Source organism: Ureaplasma diversum, from assembly GCF_000941095.1.
Classification (GTDB): Bacteria; Bacillota_I; Bacilli_A; order Mycoplasmatales; family Mycoplasmoidaceae; genus Ureaplasma; species Ureaplasma diversum.
The window spans coordinates 239,829-262,010 of sequence record NZ_CP009770.1 but is presented as its reverse complement, the minus strand read 5'-3'; the positions used below and the strand labels follow the sequence as shown (position 1 = coordinate 262,010).

Here is a 22,182-nt window from a genome sequence, read left to right as displayed (position 1 = left end):
TTTTATTATAAATCATATTTATATGCTAGTTAAATATTACATCATTAAATCAACTAAAGAAATTAATGTTTACCTATAGGTAAACTAGGATCATTTTTAAAGAATTCTTTAGTTTGTTCTATACAATTTTTAATATGTTCAATTAAACTTTCTTGACAACTAAAACGTTGATTAACAGCTAAAAATTGATGGAAATTAATTTGGATTGGTTGGTAGTAAATATCTTGATTAAAATCTAAGATATGAACTTCAATCATACTATATACTCTTGATTTAATTGTTTTAGGAATACCTATATAACTTACTCCTAAATAACTTTTTTGATCAACAAGTACACTACTTACATAAGAACCACTATTTAAATTAATTAAATTAGCTTCTAATTCAATATTAGCTGTAGGAAATCCGATTAATCGTCCAACTTGTGAAGTTAATACTACTTGATTAGTTCGATAGTAAGCAAATCCTAATAATTCATTAGCTGTTTTAAAATCATTTTCTAAAATTGCTGCTTTAATTTTAGAACTAGCATATCTTTGATCAATTTGTACTATTTCTACATTAGCTTTAGTTTGTTGTCTAAGAGAAGTTGCACTTAGTTGATCTTTTCCAAAACTAAAGTTTTCACCCACTATAATTGATTCTATATTTAGTTCATTTAAATATTGATTAATAAAATCAATTCCATTCATATTATTAGCTTCTAGATCAAACACTAAGATGTTTTTGATTCCAATCTTTTCTAATTGTTTGATCCGTTCATTAAAACTAAACAAGTAGTTTGTTTTACGTGGAATAGAATAAAAAGTAAGAACACTATAATCGTTTGTAATTTGTTTATGATTATTTAAATTAAAAAGTTTTAAATGACCTAAGTGTAAACCATCAAAAAAACCAATCACTAACTTTTTTAAATTAAGTTGTTTAATTGATTTTAGATTGGTTTTGTTGAGTTCAAAAATCGTAGACTTGTTCAATTTTAATACTATCCTTTATATCAAAGTTACCACTTCTTGTTCTAGTTAGTTTAGCTAAGTGTGCACAACTGTTTAATTTAGATGCTAAATCAACAGCTAATGAACGCACATAAAACCCTTTTGATACATCAATTAATATAACTAATTGTTGATTAATTTGATCATAGCTAACTATTTCATAATCTAATAATTTAACTAATCTTGATTCTAGTTTAACATCAATCTTTTTTCGAGCTAAATCATAAGCTTTAAGTCCATTGATTTTAATAGCACTATAAGCTGGTGGGGTTTGGTAGTATTGGTTTGTTTTAAATTCTTCTAATGCTTTTTTAATATCTTCTAATTTGATTATTGTATTATCTGTTTGAATGATTGTACCAGTTACATCATATGTATCTGTAGCTGTATTAAATTGGATGGTAGCTAAGTATTGTTTATTATCTAAAAGTAATTGGTTTAGTTGTTTAGTAGCTTCATTAATACCTAAAACTAAAACACCATCTGCATTTGGATCTAGTGTTCCTGCATGACCAACCTTGTTGGCTTTAATTAGTTTTTTAACTTTTTGAACAACATCATTTGATGTTCAATCAACTGGTTTGTAAATATTTAAAATGTTTTTCATAGCTTATTAATATCTTTATATATTACAAAAAATAAGTCATTTTGTTGCATTTAGTCAAAGATATAGCTAAATCTTGTAAAATAATAGCTAAAGGATGAGTATAAATGAAAACTATTTTAATTATCAATAAATCGTATGATCAGATGCGAAAATTTGACACTAAGATCTTACATGATAGTGGACCTTTATTTAGTAATGAAAGGTATTTATCAATTGTAAGACAAAGTTTTGATGCTCATATTAGATATAAATCAAGACCATTGTTTTTGTTTATGAACTGATGGTTTCAAACAACTAACTATAAATTAAATCCAGATATATCAAAAGCAAAACGATCTTGAAAAGAATGATTAGTAGAAATCTTTTTTTGATTATGTATTGTAGGATTGTTTGCTTGTATTTTTGCAGGAGTAGCTAAACCAATTATTGAAGCTACTATTCTAACAGTTAAACAAATTAGAGGAACTTTTAGTGATCCATTTTCATCTAAAACTCCTGATGCTGATACTTTAGATAAAATAGCAAGTATTTGGCAAAAACAATTTAGTGATTCAAGTGTTATTGCACCCCTTTGTATAACCATGTTTTTTATGTTCTTTAGTTTCTTATATATCTATATGGTTAAAAAGATTAGACCAAGAACTAATAAAATGAGTGTTGAAGAATACTTAGTAGCAAGAATGAATAAAATCAACTCTTTTAAATTTATTCTTAAAAGAGAAGTGAAATTAATCCCAGGAGTAAAAGAATTTAATCATCGATTTATATTTAATATGAATGTTGATTATGGTTTATTAAGATTAATGAATTATATTTACTCAGGTCTTAAAGAAATGAATGTTATTATGGTAATTGATATTGATGATACTAAATTAGCTGAATTACAAAAAGTAATGAAACAAGATTTTGATAATTTAAGTATGATCATCTTAGATCAAGAAGTAGCTACTAATTTAAAATCAATTCATCATAATGGAATACTTAATGAAACAGTTGAAATCAATGTTGATAATAAACATTTAGATAAAACACTTGATGTAGATCAAATTACTATTGTATAAATTTAACTATATTAAAAAAGAACCTATGTTTTTAGATTAACTAGAGATATAGGTTTTTTGTTTGTTTATAAAGAAAAATTATTAAGTGAATCGGTTAAGGTAGTTGGTTTGGTATTGTTAATGGTTGATTAGTTTATGATGGGTTTGATACTAAAAAGGGGTTAAAATGTCTAATTTAATTTATTTTTAGTTCCTAGAAGATAAAATTTAAAAATTAAATTATTTGTTTAAAAAACAAGTTATTTTGTTAAAAATGTACCTTATTTTAATTTTTATTAACTATTTTAATAAGAAAAATAGTATATTAATAAGAGTATTTAAAATGGTTATAGATGTGTATATCTACACAACTAATATAATCAATCTAAATACTTATATTGACAATAAATAGGAGTTTATATGAACACAGTAGTTGTTACACCAAATAATGAAGTAGTTTCTAATAAATCTAACCTTGTAGCATTGTTACTAGTTTTCTTTGTTGGTGGATTAGGAATTCACCGATTCTATGTAGGTAAAATTGGAACTGGTATTTTATGATTACTTACAGGTGGTTTATTAGGAATTGGAGCTTTAGTTGATTTTATTAAAATCATACTAGGGTGTTTCCGTGATAAAAACGGTGCACGTTTAAAATGAAATGCGTAAGCACTAATTAATTTTACAAACAAACTTCATCTCATTAAATGGGGTGGAGTTTTTTGTTTTATTAGTATGTTAGCAAGTGATTTTAATAAGGGATTGGTTTGATTAATATCATCATTTATCTAATAAATCTAAAAGCTTTTTATTCTACTTAAGCGGAACAATTAATTGATAAATGGCTTTTTTTTTTTTTTTTTTTTTGCAAAACAAAAGTGAATTTTTATAATTTACCCATTTTTTGAAGCTTTAATCAGAGAGTTATTTGAGCTACTAACTCTTAGTTTAAAGGATTAAATAAGAGGTGATTTAGATGAATAAACTAAATAGCAAAAGCAAAAAAGGAATACTAATTGGAGTAGGTGGATTTATTGTTGCATCTACAATTACAGGAGTAGTTGCAGGGGTTGCTGTTAATAAACAAGCAAATGATAGAAGAGTAGAATCAGAACTTTTAGCTAAGAAAACTGAAACAGTTAATAAGATTAATGGTTTAAGTAGTTTAAAACCTGAAGAAGTAAATAAATTTAATAAAGAAGTGAATGAAGCAAGATCAATTCAAGAAGTTGATGATGTTTTAGCTAAAGCTAATCAAACTAGTTCTACTAATAAAGCAAATCAACAAGCTCAATTAATAAAATCTAAGAATGATGCTAAAGATCAAGTTAGTGGATTAGTTAGTTTAAACAATCAACAAAAAGAATTACTTTTAAAAGAAATAGATGATGCTGATACAGAACAAAAAGTTCAAGTGGCTTTAGTAAAAGCTAATCAAGCTCAATTAACTTCTAAGAAAACAGAAGTTAAAAATCAAATTAATGATTTAGTTGACTTAACACCAGAACAAAAAACAGCTCTTTTAAAAGAAGTTGAAGCTACTGATTCAACACAAAAGGTTGAAGCTGTTTTAGAAAAAGCTAAAACTCTTGTTCAAACTAATAAGACGAATAAGAGATTACTTTTACAACAACAAGCAAACAGCAAGAAAATTGAAGCTAATAACCAAATTGATCAACTAGCAGATTTATCAGAAGATGATAAGAATAAGTTTAAAGAACAAATTGCTAAATCATCAAGTCAAGAAGATATTAACAAAATTATTGAAAATGCAAATCAACTAAACAACCAAAATAAAGCAAACAAAGAAAAAGAATTAACTGAAAAGAAACAAGAAGCAAACACATCTCTTGAGTCTTTAGTTAATCTATCAACTGATCAAAAAGACCAATACAAGAACCGAATTGATAATGCTAAAACAAAAGATGATATTGAACGAATTTTAGCATCTGGTAGAAGTGCTGATCAAAAAGCCAAAGAAGAAGCAGAAGCTGCTTATACAACATCTAAAGCAACAGCTACTTTATATATTACAGGTTCGATGAATGAACCAAAATATGTTGATGGTAGAACTGAACTACAATCAAAAATTAAAGTGTATGAAGAGGTACTAAAGGATGCAACTAACCAAAATACTTCTAAATATTTAGAGGCAAAAACTGAACTTGATAATGCAATAATAAAAGCTATGAAACATGTTGAAATGGTAAATAATGCATCAAAGCCAGAAAATAAATTAACATTAAAAACACTGCAATATCAATATTGAACTAATAATAAAGATAGTGAAATTAAAAATTTACAAATATTAATTGAAGGAAAAAATATAAATGCCAGATTTAATAATGATCCAAAATCAATATTATTAATCAAAAATTCTAAACAAAATATTAATTATTTCCAAGCAGCTTTTCCTAAGTATTTGAAAAATCGTGTTTTTCAAAATGATGATACTAAAATTGATTTCGGTGCAGATTTGATCGGTAGAAAAAGCACTAGTGGTGATGTAGAAATAGACAAGCTAGTTTTAATCTCTGACAAGGAATATCATATTATTAATCTTGATGGTAAAACTCTTAAATTTAATGGAAGTACAACAAAACAAACTGTTAATGCATCGTAGTTAATAATATTAAAATAAAGCGATTAGTTATATTAATGCTAGTACGAAGCACATAATTTATTAATATTAAGAACGACAAAATAGTTCAATTACATATATCTTTTTAATATCTTTCATTTTAATTAAAAAGAAATTTACACCAAACAACAAAAAGAACAAAAAACCTACTGCAAGCGGAACATGAAATGAACCCTAAAAGTTGGACAACCAACGAAAGGATTCATTTTTCATGAAATTAACATACAAAGATAAGTTAGAGATCTACTCTTTGTACAAAGAAAAAGATTTTTCATTTAATAAAATTGCAAAGAAATACAATTTAAACAGAACCGTTGTTTGATACATTATTCGGTTAATAGAAAGGCATGGAACTAAGATTGTTTATCGTTCTAGGAATAAAAAATATTCTAAAGAATTCAAAAAAGCAGCAATTGATCGTGTTTTGCTTAACGGTGAAACTTATGTAAGGGTATCGATAGAATTAGGATTATCTAATGTTGGTTTATTACACTCATGAATTAAATCTTTTCTTGAAAACGGGTATAATGTTGTAGAGAAAAAGAGGGGCCGTAAACCATATGAACAAAAAGCAAGAAAACAAGACGAACATCTCATTGAAGCAAGAAAATGAACTTTTACGAAAGCAGAATTTACGCCTTACCATAGAGAACGAATACTTAAAAAAATTAGATGCCTTAGTTCAGAAAAGAGAAAACCAACAAAAGAAGAAATAGCTCAAGCTATCACAGAACTAAGGCAAGAATTGTTATGTAGTTTGAGATTCATTTTAGAAGTAATTAATAGCAATCCAAATTGTCCAGGCATTTCAAGAAGTGATTATTATTACCACCTTAAAAAGGTAAGTAAGGATCTGAAAAACAAGGAAATAATGAGCCTTATCACTGAAATTTATTACCACCACAAAAAACGCTATGGATACCGTAGAATCACACTAGAATTAGCAAATAGAGGGATTTTAATTAATCATAAAAAAGTGAAACGTTTAATGAAACTAATGGGATTATTTGCTCTAACTCCTAAAGCTAAATATCGATCATACAAAGGCGATTTAAATGGGGTAGTGAAGAGTCATCTATTAATCAAGATTCAAGATCAAGTTGCTCATAAAACTTATTATCAACGAGATTTTTCAACCACTTCTTGTAATCAAAAATGAACAACTGATGTTACTGAATTTCGCATCACTAATAGCAAAGTATACTTATCACCAATTATGGATATGCACAATAGAGAAATTATTGCTTTTAATATTTCAACAAGCCCTAACTTTCAACAGACAGTTAAGATGATTGGTGAAGCTTTTCAAAAGTTTGAAGACTTAAGTGGGTTAATATTGCATTCAGATCAAGGCTGACAATATCAAATGCGCCAATACCGCCAAATGCTAGCTGAGAAAAATATTATTCAATCAATGTCGCGAAAAGGTAATTGTCTTGATAATTCGCCTATGGAAAATTTCTTCGGTAAACTAAAAAACGAAATGTTTTATGGTCATGAATCTGAATTTAAAACGGTTGAAGAATTAATCCAAGCTATAACAAACTACATTCATTACTATAATAACGAAAGAATACAAGTAAAATTAAAAGGATTGACTCCTGTACAATACAGGCATCAATCCTTATAACAATAGACAAGAATTAATTTGTCCAAAAAATCGGGTTCACTACAAACTTAAAAAAGAAAGGGATCTTTTTCCCTTTCTTTTTGTTTGCTTAATTGATTTAATAAAAGATTAGTTTTTAGAGTTAGTAAATGTTTTAGAAGTAGTTGGTTGATTAATGTTTTTAAGTTCATTTTCATCAAGAGGAACTCTTTTGTAATTGTATTGATTTAAACTATGATTGATTTGATTAATAACTTCATCACAAACATCAGTTCTAATGTTTGTTCTTATTGGATTATATAATGAATTAGATGGGACTAAAAAGACTTTGTCACAATCGATTAAAGTTGGTTTTATAAATGGGTTTCGGTTTTTATCTGGTTGTTCAGTAATAAAGTTTTTAACAACTTGTTTAATAAGATGAATTGGTTTAAGGGTTTGACATTTAACAAATGAATATTGTTTAAGTTCAGTTTTAACACAGATATACATATGAGCTTGAGAAGCTAATTTATCAGAAATAGTAGGAAAGGGGATTTTAAGTAAGATTACATCTTTTTGTTTAATCAATTAAAAGTCCTCCATCACTATCTATTTCTACAAAAACAGGATTAATTAAATCTTTGTTTAAAGAAAGCTCTTGTAAGATTTCTTTATGTTCTTTAGTTAATAAATCATATTGATCTTTATTAAAGACAAAATACTTTTCATTGATTTGAAAAACTTTTGAGTTATCTATTAAATCAACTGAATACATATTATATAAATTCATAATTAATGATTGATCAGCTTCATTAAAATCTTTTTCATCTAAAGATAGTCGATAAGTATTTGAAACAATCTCATCTTCTTTAGCTTTTCAAATATTTAGTTGATGTACGATTTCAATTAATTCATCACTTGAAATAGAATCAACAATAAAAGCACACTTTTTAGCTATTTCTTCATTAATGTTAAATGATTTTAATGCTAGTTCTATTAGAGCCAACTTATCAAATTCATATCGATCTTTACTATAGTCTCCTCATACACTACTAAAAATAGGTCCATTAGCTCATCCTTCTAAATTACTAAAATCATATTCTTGATTTAATACTTTACACATCATTTCATAAAGAATTAAAAACTTATGAAACTTTATTGGGATATTATAAGAAACAGGATGATGTTTTTGAAATCATCCACTTAAATATAATCTCCTTTTATTTGAATATATCATTACAATCACACCCCTACTATGTAATTATTCTCAATTACTAGATATATTAATATTAACACTGATTATTTAATTAGATGATAAATACAACCTATTAGATAAATAATTTAATCGATGATATTTAAGGATTAAAGAATTTTGAAGTGATTTATTTGTTTTTAGTTAGTAATCTCATTAATAGTTAACTACTACTTAAAATACGACTGACCTGGCTTTTAGAAATACCTGTTAATATTTCTATTTCTCTTATACTAAAACCTTGTTGTTGTAATGTTTTTAGATCTTTTGAACTTGAATTAGTAACTGCTAAATATAATCTTCTTAAATAGTCAAACTGATCATTTGGATTACTAAATGAAATTGATGTTTTAATGATCTTTTTAAGATCACCAGGATATGGGATTTTGTCAAATAAATTAATGATTTTGTAGAAGATTCTAATATTTCTTGTAAGTGATAATGATTTAGATAAATAGAAATCTAAAAAGATTTCTGCAACTTTTATTAAATCTTCTCTACTGTATCGATTGAAATCGATTACAGCATCAAATCTTTTAATTAAAGCTTTATCTAAATGTTTATAAAGATTTGATGTAGCTATTAATAAAACATTTTCATTAAGCGAATCTAAACCTTTAACAACAGCATTTGTAACTCTTCTTATTTCTCTTAAATCATTGCAATTTAATGGATCTAATCCAATTGGTATTATTTCATCTAACAAGATAATTGATTTATTAGGATTAATGTTATTATTAATCTGATCAAATAAAGTAGCTATGTTTTTTATGCTTTGTTCTAATTTATTATCTACAAGCATATTAAAATCAACAATATGTAAATCTCTATTTAAGATTTTAGATATTTGTTTAGCTATTTGTTTTTTACCAGTTCCCAGATCACCAATAAACAAAAACTTATTAACACCAAAGTTATGTTCAATTGCATTAATAATACCAATTACATCATCTTTAATTTGTTCTGGGAATCTTAATGGATCGCTACTATTTTCCATCTTCTTTAAAAATGTTAGATCATGCTCATTCATTCTAGCAACAAATGTATTAGTAGATGATAGAAGAGCCATTATATATTGTCCTAGTTCTAAATCTCCATTTTTTTCAAATTCATCAGCAATTTCATATGCTTGATCTCTAAATGCAATATTATTCTCTTCAGTATGATATTTTATTAAGTTAATAACTTGTGCCTTTTTCATAAAATTGTTGTATCTCTCCTATTAATTCGTTAATAATATTTTAACACTTTGGGACAGATTTTTATTTTATGGGACACGATAAGGAAAGAAAAAAGGAAATAGTTCCTTCTATTCTAATAATTTATATTTTATAAAAATTAAACAAACATCTTATTTAAACATCCGTTTTTAATATCTTTTAGTTTTTGGACTTTTTTAGATTGAAGTGAGATTAAATTGTCTAGTTGAATGAAGAAGTTGGCGATTTTTTGTTGTTCAAGAGTGTTTAATGTCAATGAAACATATATTTCAGAAATAATAGAAAAATGTCTTTTATATTCTTCAGGTGCAGGCATATTCTTTTCTAAAAGAAAAAACAAATAATCTATATTAATTTCATTCATACTTCTTAAAAGTCTGATACCATCTGATGCAATAAAAAATGGTTTTTGTGGTTTATATAAAGATAATGTGTGGTCTCCAAAAATTATTATATCTTTGTACTTTCAAAAAGGCGAACCATCAGCATAACCTTGTATTGCGTTATTACCTTGTTGAATTATTGGAAAATCTCCATAATGTTCTGGTGATTTTTGATACGATTGAAAACCAACCGTTTTTAATATTTCTCTAATTTGTAGATGTTTCCATTTGTTTTTGAAATTTTTAAATCTTAGATTTGGAATATCATTTTAATTGTAGGAAACATCTTATCTAATAAACCATTCTTAATATCTTTAAGTTTATCTAGTTTATTTTGATTAGACTGAATTAATTGATCTAAATTCTTGAATAATTCTCCAATTTGTTGTTGTTCAGATTCGTTAGGGGTATAAATTTCAATATTTGAAGCAATATCAATTGTAAGGTTATTTACAAGACTACCAACAGCTAAGCTTTTATATTGTTTAAACATTTGTTGTGTAGATAGTAAATAACAAAGAAGAAATGAATTAATTCTATTATCTTTACTACGAATTAGTAATCACCCGTTGTGAATACATCCATAAATCTTAGATATATAAGGTTTACCAAAACTCATTGAGTTGATAAAATCAAATCATTCGGATAAACTTCTAAAGACATACCTATCCCTGATGGTTTGATCTTTTCAGAAGTTTTTTCAATAAAATGCCCTAATGATGGAGCATCACCAATTTTGATCCAGTGTATTCCATCTTCTGAAGATGTTATATAATCACTGATTGGTAAGGGGGATGTACCTCGTGAAATTGTAGCCAACGAAGCTAGTTTGTTTTTAATTCATTGATTATCAAACCCCTTAAACCTTAACTCCTCTCTCTCTCTCTCTCTTAGAACAATTTTCTTGTCCATATTTTTACTCCAAATACCAATTAAATATATAAAACTTAATAAATTAATTAAGCACTTTTTCGCTTAATCGATTTATGGTTATATGCTAATTCTTTAGATTGGTTTAATTTAGTGAAATAAATTTTGATTCGATCATCGATCACATCAATTACTGTTCCTATACCAAAAACATCATGAACAATTTGTTCACCAACTACATAATTATTTTCTAAATCATCATAGTAATTAGCGGCTATTGCTTCATTACGCTTTTGGGTATCAAACCAACTTCGCTCTTCTTCTTGTTTAATGTATTCAGAATAAGACATACTAGCTGGTTTGTTAGTTATTAAGTTACTTTTAACAATATCTAAATTATTTAAACCCATTTCTTTAATGAAACGGCTTTCTGTTTTGTTAACTTTATTAACAAAACTATAACCACTTGATGAAGATAAATAAAGTTGTTTTCTTGCTCTAGTTAAAGCAACATATGCAATTCTTCGCTCTTCAGCAAGTGCTTTATAATCTTCTTCGATTGCTCTACGAGATGGGAATACATCATCATTCATTCCAATGATGAAAACATAATCAAACTCTAAACCTTTAGAAGTATGTACAGTCATTAATGTAATTGCATCTTCTTTAATTTTTGTATCATCTTGAGCAGTATATAAAGCTACTTCATTAATAAAATCAGTTAATGTAGCATCATTGTTTTTGTTTAAGAAATAATCAATAGCACTCTTTAATGAATCAATGTTTTCGATTTTATCTTGATACTTATCTGGATAATTTGTTTCTAAGAAATCTTTATATTTAAAAGTTTCAGTAATTAAATCTATTAAATCTAAAAATGATTGGTTAGCATTTTTAATTCTAATAGTTAGGATTTGATCATAAAATGTTTTAACAGCTTTAATTTGAGCTGCTCCAAAGAAATCAGTTAATTGTTCAATTTGTTCAAAAACTTGAACCATTTCTATTTCTTGTTCTTGACTATATTTCTTTAATTTAGAAAAACAATCGTTTGAGATGCCCCGTCTTGGTTTGTTAACAATTCTTAATAAAGATAGTTCATCAAAGTTATTAACTACTTTTAAATAAGCCATGATGTCTTTGATTTCTTCTCTTTGATAGAATTTATAACCACCTAAGATGTTGTAATTAATTCCTTCACGAATAATCGCCTGTTCAATTTCTCGACTTAAATAGTTAGATCGATATAGAACAGCTATTTCTTGTGGTTTAGCATTAAAGTTATTATTTGGATTTAATAAGTTTTTGATCTCATTTGCAACTCAACTTGCTTCTTTCATTGAATCATCAGCTCTGTGATATTTTGGTTTATTTCCAGATCCACTAAAACTTACTAATTCCTTTTTAATTAATCGTGTATTAACATTAATTAATTGATTAGCTGCATCTAATATTTGTTGAGTTGATCGATAATTAGTTTTAAGTACGATTACTAAAGCATTTTCATATACACTACTAAATTGATTAATAATTGATTGTTTAGCCCCTCTAAATGAATAGATCATTTGATCTGGATCACCAACTACAAATAGACGTTTATGTTTATTAGCTAATAATTTAACTAATTCATATTGAATTGGGTTAGTATCTTGAAACTCATCAACTAATATATAGTCAAATTGATCTTGTCAATGAGCTAATACTTCACTATTAGTACTTAAGATCTTATGAGTGAAATTAAGAATGTCTTCAAAGTCTAAGTAATTAAAACGATGTAATCGTTCATTATATAATCTAAAAGCTTTAGTTAGATTACGAGCATAGTTTCTACTTTTAATATTAAATCGGATTCAATTAGATTGATCATCTAATAAAGATCCACTATAATCTTGCATTGATTTTAATTTAGAAAATAATGAAATTAAATCCTTAGCTTTATATTCTTTTTTATCATAAGCTAGTTCATCAATAATTTCTTTAACTAATACTTCTTGGTCATCTTCATCAACAATTTGGAATTGTTGTTTGTAATCTAATAAATGGATTTCTTTTCTTAGGATTTTAATACAGATTGAATGAAAAGTACCAAGGTGCGGTAAACTAACTGGAATAGTTTTTTTAACTCGCTCTTTCATTTCATCTGCTGCTTTATTAGTAAAAGTAAACCCTAAGATCTTTTTAGGGTCAAAATTAAGTTCAGCAATTAAATAAGCGATTCGTTGAGTTAGCACTGATGTCTTCCCAGTTCCAGCCCCTGCTACAACTAAAACTTGTGCATCAGCTGGGGTTGTTACTGCTTCTTTTTGTTCGGGATTAAGTTTTGAATAATCAATCTTAGTAGACATACTACAACTCCTTATTTATTGTTTATCTTATCTAATTCAGTAGCAAATTGTTTTAAATTATTATGCTTTTTAAGTGGGTTATCTGGATTTGTTGGTTTTTTGTAAGTTGGTTCTTTAGTTAAGTCTAAAACAACCACTTTAGCAATTTGATCATGTAAAGCTGTTTTTTTAGAATTCATAAACATATGAATAAGTACAACTGAAGAAATTAAACCTGTAATTGAATACAATGATTTAGTTAATACACTTAAGATTTCAACTAAAGTAGAACTTGTATTCTTTGATGAACTTAAACTAATTGAACTTTGCACAAACTCTAAATAAAGTTTAGGATTATCTTTAAAAATAAAAGTAAAACTAGTTATTAATAAACTAATTAACATAAAAATAAACCAAGTTAATAAATTATGTTTAAACAAAGCTAAAGCCAGGGTTTTAGTACAATTCTGCTTAATTGTACTAATCACTCTTAACTTAAAAATCATCTTAAACAAGGTTCTTCCCTTATTAAATAAAGGGATGATTCAAAAGTATAGATTATAAATAATAAAAGAACTGACTGTAATCATAAAGATTCTTCAAGGTTCTGGGGTTTTAATATTATTAGGATCTAGTTTAGAAAATAGATCCTTAATACTAAAAGCTGAATTAATAAAAAATAAGAAAACGATACAAAAACAGATTAATGAAACAAACAAGAAGTCACAAAAAGCAACACCAAAGCGTTTAAGTGCTCTGGCTGGTTCATACTCTTCTTCTTCTTCTTCTTCTTCTTGTTGTTGTTTATTTTCTATTAATTCATCATTAGTTACTGTAATTGGTTGTGAATCATCTAAAGACACTTAAACGCTCCTTCTTATTTTAAAAAATATTTAAATAAACGGTTTTGATATTTCTTTACATACTTATTAGATGCATAGTTAGAAAAATATGTTTGTAAATACTTAAGAGCATTCTCACAAGCATTTTGGATAATATTCAACTGTTCTTTATCTTTAATTTGATCTACATCTTCATTAGAGTAGATCTTATAGATTTGTCGCATAAATGTATGTAAACAAATCCCTGTGGCTCAATAACATAGTTCTTGATTATAAACATCTTTTCAACTATTGTTCACAAAAGCTTGATAAAGGGGTTTAATTTGTTGTAATAAATCATAAATGTTATAGATTACACAATCTTGTTTAGTATTAGCTAATAAACAAGCATCCATATGTTTTCAAGTCTTAAAGTTTTTAAAAAGAGCAAAGTTAAAAAGAGCTGGGAATCATTTACCATAAGCAAATGAAATATCATTTGCCACTAATCAAGCTCGATTAATGATTTTATTAGAAATTGATTCTCAATAATTAATAATCATTTCAGGACTAAATGTAGTATGAACTGCTGTTGTTGCTTTATTAACATCATCTGCTAAATTAAAACTAATCACATCAAAGTCTTCATGGACTTGTTTAAGTAATGAATCTTCGAGATCTCTGTTTAAGACATTAAAACTACCAGTGTATCAAACATATTTTCCTCTTGCATGCTTAGTAGCTAAATTATAAGCATAAGCATGACCAAGTTGATGGTTTAAGTAGATGTATTTAATTTTATGCTTACTAGGATCAATAGTTTGCTTTACAATTCTTAAAACTTGCGAATCAGATGCATCATCAACTAGAATTAATTCAACTTGCTTAGGATGTTTTAGTACAAAGTCTAAAAAACCTGATAAATTAGCTTGTAGATGGTTTGCATTCTTAGAGACATGAAATAGAATTGATAATAACATAACCTAAATTCCAATCTTAATTGGTTCTTTATTTAAATTATATGCAATATAAGCTAATAAAGGTACATAAATATAATAAAAAACTAGGTCCATCACAACCTAGTTTTCTTTTTGAAAGGAGGATATTGTTTAATAATGGCGCACCCAGAGAGACTCGAACTCCCAACCCTATGCTTCGAAGGCATATATTCTAACCGATTGAACTATGGGTGCAATGGCTATATTTTAGCAAAAAAGTGCCACTTTTGATGGCACAAAATGAATTTTAATGGCGCACCTGAAGGGATTCGAACCCCTGACCGTACGCTTAGAAGGCGTATGCTCTATCCTACTGAGCTACAGGTGCATAACTCTACAATTATACCAAAACAAATAAGTTAATAGAATAAAAAAATGAGTTAATTGTTCAAATTCTTTAAAGCTTACTCGAATTAGGGATATGAGGAGGGTGTAATATCTTTTTACACAATACTTTTATGTTCATTAATAATGCTAATATTCAATATATATCAACTAATAATCGTCAAACTAAATCAAATTATTGCATCGATATTTATGATCGACTATTTTATCATTATGCATCAACTAATTATATACCTGAGGTTAAAATAGAGATCAAGAATGAAGTTTTAGAAGTTAAAGTGGATTTTGAAGTAATCCATAACTACCATTTACCACTTAATCATTTTGTGATCAATGTTAGTTCAACATTAGGAGATTTTAATAATATCCCAGTTAAAGAGTTAACAAGCCAAAGTTATCAAACTAATTTATCATTACCAACAGCTAAAAAGACATTATATACATCAAGTATGCGAATTGATCTAAGAAAGGTTAATTTAGTTAATAAACCAGTTTATAAGAAACGGCTTAACTTTAGTTTTAATATTGCAGTTAACCCTCATGTTATTAACTCTGATGTTAAAACATCAACTGTTTTTGATTGAGCTGTTTTTACTCACCAACTAAATATTAGATGATCAAAAGCAAATGCTTCTTATTTATATAGTAACTTCTTTGATATAAGTGAAATTAATAATGAAGAAGAAGTGACTGCAAATGAATCTTATTCTGATTTATGGTGAGATCATGATAATGATATTGATCATCGAACTCTTAGATTAACTAAAAATAAAGCAGTTACAAAACTACCATGAATTAGTTATTTAAGTCATTATCAACCAGCTGAGATGAGAATTGCTTTACGTGAAGTAGCTTATGAACTAACTTATTGAAATCTAGCTAATGAGCAAAAATCACTAAAATGAACGCACGCTCAACTAAATTTAGAAAGAATGGTTAAAAATAACTATATTGAATTAGAAATTGATAAAGGAATGGTTTATGACTTTATTAAAGATGAACTAGTATTTGATGAGCGTGCAAGCAAACAGATCTGATTACCTAAAAAACAAAAAGCAAGACTTAAAGTATTTTTAATTACTAACTATTCAACAACTAAAAACCATTACATTGAATTTATCTTAAATTTTACTAATGATTTTACTACTCTTAATAAACCAATTATTAAAGTTTTTAAAGCTGAGATTGATGATTATGAAAACTTTAAAGAGGTTAAGTAATGAAAAAGCGACTTAAAAGTGCTTTAGTAGCTTGTTTTTGTTTAATTATTATTGGGGTTGCAACTGCACTTGGTATTGTTTTTAATCTAAAACCAAAACAAAACCAAGATCCTAAGAAACAAGAAAATTTAAGCGATGAGAATGATGACAAGAAATCTTTAAATCAAGATAAAAACCAACAACCAAAAATAATAAAAGAAGAACAACCAAAAGATGAAATAAAACAAGATAAAGAACAGGAATTAAAACCACAACCTGAAGAAAAAATAGAACCACCTGTTTATATTAATGTCCCAGTTAAAACAATTGAACCAAAACAAAAACAAGCTGAAAAACAAATCATCAAAGAACAAGCACCAACTCCTAAGAATCCAAAAACTGAAGTATTTAACCCACATGTTATTAAAGAAGATGTAATTAAGGTTCAAAAAGATAGTAATCAATTAGTTAATAAAGATATTACTCATATTAACCAAAAACCAACCATTAAACAATTATTATATAATCAAGATGATTTAGCAGCTGGTATTGATTTAGTTGTTGAAGTTAATACAAAACAACCAATTAATTCCCAATCTTATCTAGAATTAATTGATGATAAAAATATGTTATATAAAAGCTTACTACAAAAACCAGAAACAAAAACTAATAAATTAATTTATGAGTTTAAAAACTTAAGTAAAAAACGAGCTTATAGAGTTTATAGTATTAAAGTTTATAATGAGACAACTGAACAGTTTATTAGTCAAAAATTAGAAACAGCTGATACTAAACAAATTGATCTTAAACAAACCAAAGTTATCAATTTACAAACCGAACAAACACAACCTAAACAACCAACAATTAAACAACCACCAACTAAATCTGATCTTCAAGTTGATCATTCTACAACAAAAATAGAAAACAAACAGGAATCAGATAAACAAACAACTATTGTTAATCAATTACCTAAACAACAACAACAACAACAACAACCAGAATCTACCCAAAACCAAAACCAATCTGATAATCAAGCAAAACTAGAAAATACTCAACCAAATAATGACCAAGAAATAAAAAGTTCTGAACCTAAAACAATTAGCTCAGAAACTCATAAATCGTTTGATCCATCTAAACAACCAACTAGCACAAAACCTAAAAACCATCAGACAAGCACACATAAACAAACTAAACCAAAAAGTACACCAACTAATAATGAACCAACCATTAACCCGTTTGATAAACAAAACGATGAAACTAAAGAAAAAGAACAAAAACAAGAAGTAGAAGTTATTAAAACAATTCCTATTAAACGGTTTAATCTTGTTAACTCATTAAATAACAACCCAGTTTTTTATCAATTAATCAATTGATCTAAATATTTTAATAGTTATGATGCAGCAATTAATTTTGATGAAGATAAATTTAAAAGTCAAATTGAATCAATCATGCGATCTGCTATTTTATCTTATCCAGAATTCAAACATTTAAGTAAGCATTTAAGAGTAAATATCAAATATAAATTAAGTCAAGATTTAAAAAGTATTATAATAATTATTAATTGATATTTAGACAATTACAATCTAGAAAATGAACAACGGTTCTATGATGAAATTGTTATTGAATTAGGTAGTTAGATCATTATATGAATATTGAAGCAATTATTAAACAAGTAGCTAATGAACATAAAATCAATCTAGATATGAACAATAAAAATGTTACATTAAAAGACATTGGTATTGATTCTCTTGCTGCAATGAATTTAATTATGAAAGTTGAAGATAAAGTAGGTTTTCAACTAGATGATAGTGAAATCTTAAAGATTAGAACTTTAGGAGATTTAATAAGAGCTTTTGAACAACATTAAGCCTAACTTTTATTTACATTAACTAATAACATTACTTTTTAAAAGTGGTGTTATTTTTGATTCTATTTAGTGAATATTAGTAGATGGTTTAGAAAGTATTATTACACAAAACAAAAAACAAATTAGCTTAATTAAAGATTTCAAACTAAGAAATCTAGTACTCTAGAACAAGTTAAAAAGTAGTAGATTCTAAGATTATTAAATTAACTCCAACCCTATCAAAACCAACAATTCAAAACATCCTTAGAGTTTTAGTTAATGAAGTATATATTCAAAAACACTTAAATACTAAACCAACCTTTTATATTAAAAAGTACTAATTACCATTCAAAACTAAACCAATATATCATTTAATTCACTATAAAACAAAAACTAACCATAAGCACAATTAATCGCTTATAGTTAGTTATATTTTTTGTTATTTTAAGAAAAGAGCAGAAGCTTCAAATAAACCAAATGGTGTGAAATAAAGCTTAATTACAGCTAAAGAGATCAAGAAACCAACAACAATACATAAAATAGCAAATTGTAAGAAATCAATGATTGTTAATGGGAATGAACGATATCTTGTTCTTGCATATCGTGGGTTATATGATCTAGCTTCCATTGCATTTGCTAAATCATCAGCTTTTTTAAATGCAATTGAGAATAGTGGTACAACTAAAGAAACTAATGATTTAATCTTTTGGTGAGGTCCACCATTATTAAAGTCAACCCCACGAGAGGCTTGAGCATTTAAGATTCGTTTTGATTCATCTAATAATGATGGAATAAAACGAAGTGAGATAGCTATCATCATTGAAGCTTCAGAAACTGGTAATCTTAAAATTCTTAAAGGACTTAATAAATCTTCTAATCCATTAGTTAATTCAATAGATGAAGTAGTTGAAGTTAGAATTGAAGATAAAGTAATCATTAAGAAAATCTTAATAGAAATATAAATTGCTAATTGTAAAGCAATTGGAGAAAGTGCAACTACACTTCGTGTGTAATAAATAGCTGTATTAGCTAAACCAACACTATCACCAACTCCAGATAAAACTAATCCAAAGTGTTTAATTCCTTTAATTGTTCAAGGAGTTGTTGACATATATCGAGCTAAATGAGCAATTGGTAGACTCTTTTTGTTTGCTAATTCAAAAGCTTCAGATCCATAGTAATTAAGATAGTTAGCTTTAACATTATTAGCTAATGCATTATAAACATTATCAACTCTAGATGCACTAATCTTGTTTTCAATTAAAAACTTATCAATACCATAATTAGGTTGGTTAATTAAGTTTTTAATGGTATTAGCATCTAAATAACCTTTAATTTCTCCACCCCAAATAGTTGATACTAAATTATTGGTTAGTGATGCTGGATTATTATCATTAATTGGTAAAGATTGTGGATATGAAATTGGTCCATTAATTCATTGTGTTGAACCTAAAATAACTTTAGCTTGACTTTTTATATCATAAATAGCAGCTGGATCTTTATAGGTTGCTCAGTTGATCAACAATAGAAGAGCAAACAAGAACAGTACGGACTTTAAAATATTTCATAAAATTCGTTTTGGTAATTTAGCTACAAAGAAAACTATTAAAATAAAAGTCCCAATGATCATCTGAGCAAAAAAACCTAATGGTAAAAAGATCATTGCAATCAATAAAATAAATGAAACAAACTTAATCGCTGGGTTTAGCGAATGAATCGGAGATCTTCTAAATATATAAGCATTTGAACTCATTATTTACTTCTCCTTTTTGTTTGTTTATTAATTGTAGATATAGCTTCAGCTAGCTCTTGCACTGTTTTAGGTTTAAATTCATTTATAAGCGGAGCTCATTTTTGTTGATCAGCTTTAAGTAATGATTTAATAACAGCAATTACTCTTGGTACTTGAATTGATGAGTTATTAATGATTTCATCATCAAAGAAAATATCATATGGTGTTCCGTGCTTAATAATTTCACCTTGATCCATATAAACAACTTCATCAGCTACTTCAAGAACATGTTCCATTGTATGAGTAATTACAAAGACTGTTTTATTATTAGCTTTAGCATCAGTAATGATATCCATCATTTCTTGTTCACCAGCTGGGTCTAAACCTGCTGTTGGTTCATCAAAAACTAAAACATCATTTTCCATTGCTAAAATACCAGCAATGGCAACCCGTCTTTTCTGACCCCCAGATAAACCAAATGGTGAACGTTCTAAATATGAATCATCTAAACCTAACTTGTTAAGATAAATCTTAGCTCGTTTTTTAGCTTCAATTTTACTTACACCTAAGTTCATTGGACCAAACATAATATCTTTTTCAATCGTATCTTTAAATAATTGATACTCAGGGAATTGGAACACAAATCCAACTCTTTTACGAAGATCTTTAAATCGTTTTAATTTCTTAGAACGCTTATAGTTGGTTTTAATTGGTTTATTAACAAATTCAAAAGCTTGTAGGTCATCAAAACTTAATTTATCATTAATTTCTAAAATTACATCTTTATTAACCCTTACAATTGCTACTTTAGTATTAGCACGAACATAAGGGTTTTTAATAAATTCAGGATTCTTTAAAAAGTAAAGTGATTTTGGTCTATGTTTATAAATTGCTTCAAATAAGATCTTAGCTTGGTGTGTATTTACTTCATTAGAATATAAAACTAAAAAGGTTCATTGATCTAATTGGTTCTTTCATAATAAGTTATTAACTTTATGATCTCTACTATCAATAACAGCTAATAATTTATCAGTTAAATCAAAATGATCCCCAACAACAATATCTCCAACTTGAACATATCCATATCTTGATACTAATAAACCATTAAAATGAGTTACTAATGTACTTTTCCCAGATCCTGAGTTTCCAATAATAAAATAGATTTTATTTTTTAAGAAATCAAAAGAAACGTTGTTTAAGGCAACTAATTGGTTTTCAGCTTTCTCATCATAGATTGCATATAAATTACTTACTTTAACACTTAGATTAGGATCAACAGTTCTTATTGGTTTACTTGCTTTTTTAAATGAAAATAGAAAGGAATTATTTAACTTTGACATATTTGGTTAATTAACTCCTCATTATCTAAGGTTAAATCAATTTTCATTCCCTTGTCTTTTAGTAATTTAGCTAATTTTAAAGTAAAAGGAATATCTAATTTCATTTTTACTAATTTATCTTCATCAGCAAAAATATCTTTTGGTTTACCAATAAATTGAACCTCACCTTTGTTCATTACAATTACTTTATCAGCACGAACTACTTCTTCCATATCATGCGTAATTGAAATAATTGTTTTTTTAGCTACATCTCGTAATGAAACCATTAAATCCTTAAGTTCACTTTTTCCTTTAGGATCTAACATACTTGTTGATTCATCAAAGATAATAACTTTAGGATTAATTGCTAAAACAGAAGCAATGGCAACACGTTGTTTTTGTCCCCCTGATAGTTCAAGTGATTCTTTTTTAAGAAGATGTTGAATATCAAGTGCACCTGCTGCTTCATTAATAATATCTCACATTTTATTTTGTGGTACTTTTCGGTTTTCTAATCCAAAAGCGATATCATCTTCTGCAGTTATCCCAACAAATTGGTTATCAGGGTTTTGGAAAACAATTCCAATGTTGTTTCTTAAATATTTTAAGTTAACAGCACTAATTTCAATACCAAATAACTTAATTACACCAGATGCTGGTTTAAGTAAACCTGTTAATACTTTTGAAATAGTAGATTTTCCAGATCCATTATGTCCAATGATACATACATATTCATTTGCATCAATGCTAAATGAAACATTGTTTAATACAACACGATCTTCTGTATATGAAAAAACAACATTTTCAAATTCAATAGCTGTTTTAGAAGCATCAATTGCCTGGTCTAGGGATGAAATATGATATTCTCTTTCATTACTACTCATTAACTTATCAGCTCCTATCTGGTGCAATTTAAGTTTTAATTATATATTATATAACTAATATTTATACACCTTATTGAAAATAAAACACCAAGTTTTAGCTTGGTGTTTGTGTTGA

At 26.9% G+C, this 22,182-nt stretch carries 21 protein-coding genes and 2 tRNA genes; 7 read left to right on the top strand and 16 right to left on the bottom strand.

Features of this window, described 5'->3' with window-relative positions; translation table 4 throughout:
• Positions 1-62 precede the first annotated feature (62 nt).
• Positions 63-977 (bottom strand): riboflavin biosynthesis protein RibF, encoded by a 915-nt coding sequence (gene ribF / locus JM47_RS01090; RefSeq protein ID WP_208895154.1) that lies wholly within the window; start codon positions 975-977, stop codon positions 63-65.
• On the bottom strand, positions 925-1,602 hold the full coding sequence (gene truB / locus JM47_RS01085) for a tRNA pseudouridine(55) synthase TruB (protein ID WP_208895153.1): 678 nt from the start codon (positions 1,600-1,602) through the stop codon (positions 925-927). Before truB ends, ribF begins: the two co-directional genes overlap by 53 nt.
• A 104-nt stretch (positions 1,603-1,706) precedes the next feature.
• Between truB and JM47_RS01080 the strand changes: the two genes are divergently transcribed.
• The 4 genes from JM47_RS01080 (at position 1,707) to JM47_RS01065 (ending at position 6,913) form a co-directional block, all read left to right on the top strand.
• The gene (locus JM47_RS01080; RefSeq protein ID WP_038102259.1) at positions 1,707-2,663 is read left to right on the top strand and encodes a hypothetical protein; all 957 of its coding nucleotides are present in this window, start codon (positions 1,707-1,709) and stop codon (positions 2,661-2,663) included.
• 399 nt (positions 2,664-3,062) lie between these two features.
• On the top strand, positions 3,063-3,311 hold the full coding sequence (locus JM47_RS01075) for an NINE protein (RefSeq protein ID WP_208895152.1): 249 nt from the start codon (positions 3,063-3,065) through the stop codon (positions 3,309-3,311).
• Between the two features lie 307 nt (positions 3,312-3,618).
• Entirely contained in the window at positions 3,619-5,265 is a 1,647-nt protein-coding gene (locus tag JM47_RS01070) for a GA module-containing protein (protein ID WP_208895151.1), read from the top strand.
• 229 nt (positions 5,266-5,494) lie between these two features.
• Complete coding sequence (locus JM47_RS01065; RefSeq protein WP_318023472.1) at positions 5,495-6,913, top strand: IS3 family transposase; 1,419 nt, start codon at positions 5,495-5,497, stop codon at positions 6,911-6,913.
• A 108-nt stretch (positions 6,914-7,021) separates the two neighbouring features.
• Here JM47_RS01065 and JM47_RS01060 read toward each other — a convergent pair whose 3' ends face one another.
• The 11 genes from JM47_RS01060 to JM47_RS01010 all read right to left on the bottom strand — a co-directional run bounded on the left by JM47_RS01060 (position 7,022) and on the right by JM47_RS01010 (position 15,070).
• Positions 7,022-7,462, bottom strand: a complete 441-nt coding sequence (locus tag JM47_RS01060; protein ID WP_208895150.1) for a hypothetical protein — start codon at positions 7,460-7,462, stop codon at positions 7,022-7,024.
• Positions 7,455-8,111 (bottom strand): hypothetical protein, encoded by a 657-nt coding sequence (locus tag JM47_RS01055; RefSeq protein ID WP_208895149.1) that lies wholly within the window; start codon positions 8,109-8,111, stop codon positions 7,455-7,457. Before JM47_RS01055 ends, JM47_RS01060 begins: the two co-directional genes overlap by 8 nt.
• Before the next feature lie 178 nt (positions 8,112-8,289).
• A complete protein-coding gene (locus JM47_RS01050) occupies positions 8,290-9,327 on the bottom strand; it encodes an AAA family ATPase (protein ID WP_208895148.1) in 1,038 nt (345 codons plus the stop codon).
• Positions 9,328-9,464: 137 nt separating this feature from the next.
• Positions 9,465-9,992, bottom strand: a complete 528-nt coding sequence (locus JM47_RS03860; RefSeq protein ID WP_222702339.1) for a restriction endonuclease subunit S — start codon at positions 9,990-9,992, stop codon at positions 9,465-9,467.
• Positions 9,980-10,348 (bottom strand): restriction endonuclease subunit S, encoded by a 369-nt coding sequence (locus tag JM47_RS01040; RefSeq protein WP_208895146.1) that lies wholly within the window; start codon positions 10,346-10,348, stop codon positions 9,980-9,982. Before JM47_RS01040 ends, JM47_RS03860 begins: the two co-directional genes overlap by 13 nt.
• Positions 10,285-10,641, bottom strand: coding sequence for a restriction endonuclease subunit S domain-containing protein (locus tag JM47_RS01035; protein ID WP_208895145.1), 357 nt, complete (start codon positions 10,639-10,641; stop codon positions 10,285-10,287). Before JM47_RS01035 ends, JM47_RS01040 begins: the two co-directional genes overlap by 64 nt.
• A gap of 47 nt (positions 10,642-10,688) precedes the next feature.
• Positions 10,689-12,944 carry an ATP-dependent helicase gene (locus JM47_RS01030; RefSeq protein WP_208895144.1) on the bottom strand — a complete coding sequence of 752 codons (2,256 nt, stop codon included), beginning with the start codon at positions 12,942-12,944 and terminating at the stop codon, positions 10,689-10,691.
• Positions 12,945-12,955: 11 nt separating this feature from the next.
• Positions 12,956-13,786 carry an RDD family protein gene (locus tag JM47_RS01025; RefSeq protein ID WP_208895143.1) on the bottom strand — a complete coding sequence of 277 codons (831 nt, stop codon included), beginning with the start codon at positions 13,784-13,786 and terminating at the stop codon, positions 12,956-12,958.
• A 14-nt stretch (positions 13,787-13,800) separates the two neighbouring features.
• A complete protein-coding gene (locus tag JM47_RS01020) occupies positions 13,801-14,724 on the bottom strand; it encodes a glycosyltransferase family 2 protein (protein ID WP_038102533.1) in 924 nt (307 codons plus the stop codon).
• Positions 14,725-14,860: 136 nt separating this feature from the next.
• A tRNA-Arg gene (locus JM47_RS01015) sits at positions 14,861-14,937 on the bottom strand.
• Positions 14,938-14,993: 56 nt separating this feature from the next.
• Positions 14,994-15,070, bottom strand: a tRNA-Arg gene (locus JM47_RS01010).
• Between the two features lie 130 nt (positions 15,071-15,200).
• On the opposite strand from JM47_RS01010, the gene JM47_RS01005 reads away from it, so the two are divergent.
• Genes JM47_RS01005 through JM47_RS00995 form a run of 3 tightly spaced genes read left to right on the top strand, consistent with a single transcriptional unit; the run spans position 15,201 to position 18,153 of the window.
• Positions 15,201-16,307, top strand: a complete 1,107-nt coding sequence (locus tag JM47_RS01005; RefSeq protein WP_208895142.1) for a hypothetical protein — start codon at positions 15,201-15,203, stop codon at positions 16,305-16,307.
• Complete coding sequence (locus tag JM47_RS01000; protein ID WP_208895141.1) at positions 16,307-17,923, top strand: DUF5452 domain-containing protein; 1,617 nt, start codon at positions 16,307-16,309, stop codon at positions 17,921-17,923. The genes JM47_RS01005 and JM47_RS01000 overlap by 1 nt, the downstream gene beginning before the upstream one ends.
• 8 nt (positions 17,924-17,931) lie before the next feature.
• Positions 17,932-18,153 carry an acyl carrier protein gene (locus tag JM47_RS00995; RefSeq protein ID WP_038102528.1) on the top strand — a complete coding sequence of 74 codons (222 nt, stop codon included), beginning with the start codon at positions 17,932-17,934 and terminating at the stop codon, positions 18,151-18,153.
• Positions 18,154-18,571: 418 nt separating this feature from the next.
• Here the strand turns inward: JM47_RS00995 and JM47_RS00990 are convergent, their stop codons facing one another.
• Genes JM47_RS00990 through JM47_RS00980 form a run of 3 tightly spaced genes read right to left on the bottom strand, consistent with a single transcriptional unit; the run spans position 18,572 to position 22,067 of the window.
• Entirely contained in the window at positions 18,572-19,885 is a 1,314-nt protein-coding gene (locus JM47_RS00990) for an energy-coupling factor transporter transmembrane component T (RefSeq protein WP_038102523.1), read from the bottom strand.
• Positions 19,885-21,204, bottom strand: a complete 1,320-nt coding sequence (locus JM47_RS00985; protein ID WP_051749428.1) for an ATP-binding cassette domain-containing protein — start codon at positions 21,202-21,204, stop codon at positions 19,885-19,887. Before JM47_RS00985 ends, JM47_RS00990 begins: the two co-directional genes overlap by 1 nt.
• The gene (locus JM47_RS00980) at positions 21,192-22,067 is read right to left on the bottom strand and encodes an energy-coupling factor transporter ATPase (RefSeq protein ID WP_038102521.1); all 876 of its coding nucleotides are present in this window, start codon (positions 22,065-22,067) and stop codon (positions 21,192-21,194) included. Before JM47_RS00980 ends, JM47_RS00985 begins: the two co-directional genes overlap by 13 nt.
• Positions 22,068-22,182 lie beyond the last annotated feature (115 nt).